Source organism: Psychroserpens sp. (assembly GCF_045105015.1).
Taxonomy (GTDB): Bacteria; Bacteroidota; Bacteroidia; order Flavobacteriales; family Flavobacteriaceae; genus Psychroserpens.
Genome location: NZ_JBGCCX010000064.1, coordinates 1 through 4,304, shown reverse-complemented (window position 1 = coordinate 4,304; position 4,304 = coordinate 1). Strand labels below are relative to the sequence as shown.

General features: G+C 34.1%; 8 protein-coding genes. All 8 read left to right on the top strand.

The features are described 5' to 3' along the window. The first annotated feature begins 61 nt into the window (after positions 1 to 61). The gene (gene rpsN, locus AB8B90_RS05205) at positions 62 to 331 is read left to right on the top strand and encodes a 30S ribosomal protein S14 (RefSeq protein ID WP_183486606.1); all 270 of its coding nucleotides are present in this window, start codon (positions 62 to 64) and stop codon (positions 329 to 331) included. Positions 332 to 418: 87 nt separating this feature from the next. Then, entirely contained in the window at positions 419 to 817 is a 399-nt protein-coding gene (rpsH, locus tag AB8B90_RS05200; protein WP_323788241.1) for a 30S ribosomal protein S8, read from the top strand. 19 nt (positions 818 to 836) lie between these two features. Next, on the top strand, positions 837 to 1,379 hold the full coding sequence (gene rplF / locus AB8B90_RS05195; RefSeq protein ID WP_405334367.1) for a 50S ribosomal protein L6: 543 nt from the start codon (positions 837 to 839) through the stop codon (positions 1,377 to 1,379). A 10-nt stretch (positions 1,380 to 1,389) separates the two neighbouring features. Beyond that, the gene (gene rplR / locus AB8B90_RS05190) at positions 1,390 to 1,746 is read left to right on the top strand and encodes a 50S ribosomal protein L18 (RefSeq protein WP_405334364.1); all 357 of its coding nucleotides are present in this window, start codon (positions 1,390 to 1,392) and stop codon (positions 1,744 to 1,746) included. A 6-nt stretch (positions 1,747 to 1,752) separates the two neighbouring features. Next, positions 1,753 to 2,277, top strand: coding sequence for a 30S ribosomal protein S5 (gene rpsE / locus AB8B90_RS05185; protein ID WP_405334361.1), 525 nt, complete (start codon positions 1,753 to 1,755; stop codon positions 2,275 to 2,277). 11 nt (positions 2,278 to 2,288) lie between these two features. Next, complete coding sequence (rpmD, locus tag AB8B90_RS05180) at positions 2,289 to 2,471, top strand: 50S ribosomal protein L30 (RefSeq protein ID WP_249994878.1); 183 nt, start codon at positions 2,289 to 2,291, stop codon at positions 2,469 to 2,471. Between the two features lie 9 nt (positions 2,472 to 2,480). After that, the gene (rplO, locus tag AB8B90_RS05175) at positions 2,481 to 2,933 is read left to right on the top strand and encodes a 50S ribosomal protein L15 (protein ID WP_405334357.1); all 453 of its coding nucleotides are present in this window, start codon (positions 2,481 to 2,483) and stop codon (positions 2,931 to 2,933) included. Between the two features lie 13 nt (positions 2,934 to 2,946). Next, complete coding sequence (secY, locus tag AB8B90_RS05170; RefSeq protein ID WP_405334354.1) at positions 2,947 to 4,296, top strand: preprotein translocase subunit SecY; 1,350 nt, start codon at positions 2,947 to 2,949, stop codon at positions 4,294 to 4,296. The last annotated feature ends 8 nt before the right edge of the window (positions 4,297 to 4,304 follow it).

Sequence of the window (4,304 nt, the reverse complement as noted above, 5' to 3'; positions counted from 1 at the left end):
AGATAAAGAAGCAAAATCGTTATTAACTGAAATGGGTTTACCTTTTCAAAAGAATTAAGATATGGCTAAAGAATCAATGAAAGCCCGTGAGGTTAAAAGAGCAAAAACAGTAGCTAAATATGCTGAGAAACGTAAAGCTTTAAAAGAAGCTGGAGATTATGAAGCATTGCAAAAGTTACCAAAAAATGCTTCTCCAGTACGTATGCATAATAGATGTAAACTTACAGGAAGACCTAAAGGATACATGAGAACTTTTGGTATTTCACGTGTAACTTTCCGTGAGATGGCAAACCAAGGTTTGATTCCAGGTGTTAAAAAAGCATCTTGGTAAAAATTATCGCTTTTGCGATATAACAAGAATTATAAATTGGTCTCAGGTTCGAGAGTTATCGAAAACCGTTACCGCAAATTAATATAAATGAATACAGATCCAATTGCTGATTTCTTAACAAGAATCAGAAATGCAGTGAAAGCTAATCACAGAGTGGTAGAAATTCCTGCATCAAACTTAAAGAAAGAAATGACTAAAATATTATTCGATCAAGGATATATTTTAAGTTATAAATTTGATGATTCTTCTGTACAAGGCACAATCAAAATTGCCTTAAAGTACAACAAGGAAACTAAAGAATCAGTTATCAAAAAAATTCAACGAATCAGTACACCAGGTTTACGTAAGTATGCTGGCGCTAATGAAATGCCAAGAATCCTTAACGGATTAGGTATAGCTATCGTATCTACATCTAAAGGTGTAATTACTGGTAAGCAAGCGCACAGAGACAATGTAGGTGGTGAATTATTGTGTTACGTTTACTAATAATTAAAAGCAGAAAGAAATGTCAAGAATAGGAAATAATCCAGTAGCAATTCCAGAAGGAGTTACAGTTGATGTTAATGATGGCTTAATTACAGTTAAAGGTAAATTAGGTGAATTAACACAAAAATTTGATGCTGTTGAAGTTAAGCTAGAAGACGGAAACGTACTTGTAACTAGATCAGCAGACAATAAAGAACAAAAATCTAAACACGGTTTATACAGAGCACTAGTAAATAATATGATTGAAGGTGTTTCTAAAGGATGGACTAAAGAATTAGAGCTTGTAGGTGTAGGTTATAGAGCCTCTAACCAAGGTCAGAAATTAGATTTGGCTTTAGGTTTTTCTCATAACATTGTTTTAAATGTTGCACCTGAAGTGAAAATTGAAACCATTTCTGAAAAAGGAAAAAACCCAATCGTTAAATTAACATCTCACGATAAACAATTAGTTGGTCAAGTTGCGGCGAAAATTCGCGGATTTAGAAAACCAGAACCTTACAAAGGAAAAGGTATCAAGTTTGTTGGTGAAGAATTAAGAAGAAAAGCAGGTAAATCAGCTTAAAAAATTAGTTATGGCATTAACAAAGAACCAAAGAAGATTAAGAATAAAAAGCAGAATTCGTAAAGTTGTTTCAGGAACTGAAGCAAGACCTCGTTTAGCTGTATATAGAAGTAATAAAGAAATTTACGCTCAAGTCGTTGACGATGTTACAGGTAAAACTCTAGCTGCAGCTTCATCGAGAGATAAAGATATTACTTCAGCAAAAGGAACTAAATCAGAAATAGCTGCTCTAGTAGGTAAAGCTGTTGCTGAAAAATCAATCAAAGCTGGTATTAATACTATTTCTTTTGATAGAGGTGGATACCAATATCATGGAAGAGTTAAATCATTAGCCGAAGGCGCAAGAGAAGGCGGACTTAAATTTTAAGACACTATGTATCAGAAATATAAAAACGCAGAATTAGTAAAACCAAGTGGAATTGATCTTAAAGATCGTCTAGTTGGAGTACAAAGAGTTACAAAAGTAACAAAAGGTGGTAGAGCTTTTGGTTTTTCAGCGATCGTAGTGGTTGGTGATGAAGCTGGGGTTGTAGGTCACGGTTTAGGAAAATCTAAAGATGTTGCTACTGCAATTGCTAAAGCAGTTGAAGATGCAAAAAAGAACTTAGTTAGAATTCCTATTATCAAAGGAACTTTACCTCACGAACAAAAAGGTAAATATGGTGGAGCAAGAGTTAATATTATTCCTGCTGCTCCTGGTACAGGTGTAATTGCTGGTGGTGCTGTTAGAACAGTACTAGAAGCCGTTGGTATTCATGATGTTTTATCTAAATCTCAAGGATCTTCAAACCCTCACAACGTTGTAAAAGCAACTTTTGATGCTTTATTACAATTGAGAGATGCAAGAACAATTGCTAAGGAAAGAGGAATTTCTCTTGAAAAAGTATTTAACGGTTAATCAATAGGACGATGGGAAAGATTAAAGTAACAAAGGTTAAAAGTGCAATCAATCGTACGCAAAACCAAAAAAGAATATTAGAAGCTCTTGGACTAAAAAGAATTGGTCAAACAATTGAGCACGATGCTTCACCAAGTGTTCTTGGTATGGTAAATAAAGTTTCACATTTAGTTTCTGTTGAAGAGACAAAATAATAATATAGAATGGACTTAAGTAATTTAAAACCAGCAGAAGGTTCTACAAAGAATCAAGGTAAAAGAATAGGTCGAGGACAAGGTTCTGGTAAAGGTGGTACTGCAACTCGTGGTCACAAAGGAGCTAAATCTCGTTCAGGTTATTCTAAAAAATTAGGTTTTGAAGGTGGACAAATGCCACTTCAAAGACGTGTACCAAAATTTGGATTTACAAATATCAACAGAGTAGAATATCAAGGTGTAAATCTTGACACTTTACAACAATTAGTTGATGACAAGAAAATAAAAGATGCAGTTGATTTTGAAACGTTAATAGATTTACGTTTAGCAGGAAAGAATGATTTAGTTAAAATTCTTGGACGCGGTGAATTGAAATCAAAATTAAAAGTATCTGCTCATAAATTTACTGCTTCAGCAAAAGCTGCTATCGAAGCTGCAGGAGGAGAGGCTGTAACTTTATAAGACAACCTAAAGTATGAAATTTATAGAAACATTAAAGAATGTTTGGAAAATCACCGAACTAAAAGACAGAATCATTCTAACGCTTGGTTTACTTTTAGTGTACCGTTTTGGTGCGCAGGTTGTACTTCCAGGTATTGATGCAAGTCAGTTAAGTAATTTACAAGCTGGAGCTGGAGAAGGTATACTTGGTTTATTAAACATGTTTACTGGTGGAGCTTTTGCTAACGCTTCTGTTTTTGCTCTAGGTATTATGCCTTACATTTCTGCTTCTATTGTAGTGCAGTTAATGGGAATTGCAATTCCTTATTTACAGAAATTACAAAAGGAAGGGGCAAGTGGTCAAAAGAAAATTACCCAAATTACAAGGTGGTTAACCATCGTAATTTGTTTATTTCAAGCACCAGGATACTTAGCTAGTTTACCAACAGCGTTTGGTATACCTCAATCAGCATTCTTATTAGGTACTGGACCTACATTTTATATATCTTCTGTAATCATTTTAGTTACAGGATGTATATTCGCAATGTGGTTAGGTGAAAAGATTACAGATAAAGGTATTGGTAATGGTATTTCATTATTAATTATGGTTGGTATAATTGCAACATTACCTGCCTCATTTATCCAAAATGCTGCGTCACGTTTAAGTGGTGGTGGAAACGGAGGATTAATGATGATTTTAATCGAATTAGTAATATGGTTCATCATTATTATGGCATCTGTAATGTTAGTTATGGCTGTACGTAAAATTGCGGTTCAATATGCTAGAAGAACAGCTTCTGGTGGTTATGAGAAAAATGCATTCGGTTCTAGACAGTTTTTACCTTTAAAGTTAAATGCATCTGGAGTAATGCCAATTATCTTTGCTCAAGCGATTATGTTTGTGCCTAGTTTAATCGGTAAATCAATTGATGGTAGTGATGCTGGTCAATGGATGATTGCTCAGTTTTCTGATATTTTTGGATTATGGTATAACATTGTGTTTGCATTATTAATTATCATATTCACATATTTCTATACCGCTATCACTGTTCCAACGAACAAGATGGCAGATGATTTAAAACGTAGTGGCGGTTTTATTCCAGGTATTAGACCAGGAACAGAAACTTCAGAATATTTAGACAAAATTATGTCTCAAATTACTTTACCAGGTTCTATATTCTTAGCATTGATTGCTGTGTTCCCAGCTATTATTGTAAAGCTTATGGATGTACAAGCTGGTTGGGCATTATTCTTTGGTGGTACATCACTACTAATTATGGTTGGAGTTGCGATAGATACAATGCAGCAAGTGAATTCATATTTGTTAAATAAACATTATGATGGCTTGATGAAGACAGGTAAAAATAGAAAAGCAGTAGCGTAATGTAATAT